We start from the raw sequence: 527 nt of genomic DNA on the forward strand, positions 1-527 counted from the left end.
CTGCCAACGGTGTGTCCGACTACGACAACGCCGCGTTCTCGCCGATTCGTGAGACCGAGTACAACTACGAACTCAACTACGGCATCCATGTCACCAACTGGCTGACCGTGCGTCCCAACCTGCAATACATCACCCATCCGGGCGGTGTGGATGAAGTGGACAACGCTTTGGTCGCTGGCCTGAAAATTCAGTCAACGTTCTGACGCGTCTGCGATAAGCTCCTCTCTATGTGCGCATTTGCGGACAGCCAAGGCTGTCCGCTTTTTTTTGCGAGACCCGCAGAAAGAGTTATGTCGTACCCATTGTGGTGAGGGGATTTATCCCCGCTGGGCTGCGAAGCGGCCCCAAGTCCGATAAGCACCATCTGGCTGATACACCTCGGTGAATGGTTTTCAGGGCCGCTTCGCGACCCAGCGGGGATAAATCCCCTCGCCACAGTATTCAAGGGTCACAAAGGTAATTGTACCCCCATGATTTTCAGGACCGTAGCCAATGCATGAGCATCCGCTGCAACGCTTCTTCAAATC

General features: G+C 54.8%; 1 protein-coding gene. It reads left to right on the plus strand.

The genetic code is table 11. The features are described from left to right. Window positions 1-203: carbohydrate porin (locus J5M56_RS24225; protein ID WP_207937972.1), on the plus strand; the 203-nt coding region annotated here is incomplete at its 5' end. Between the last annotated feature and the right edge of the window lie 324 nt (window positions 204-527).

Source organism: Pseudomonas sp. 51_B (assembly GCF_017491595.1).
Classification (GTDB): domain Bacteria; phylum Pseudomonadota; class Gammaproteobacteria; order Pseudomonadales; family Pseudomonadaceae; genus Aquipseudomonas; species Aquipseudomonas promysalinigenes.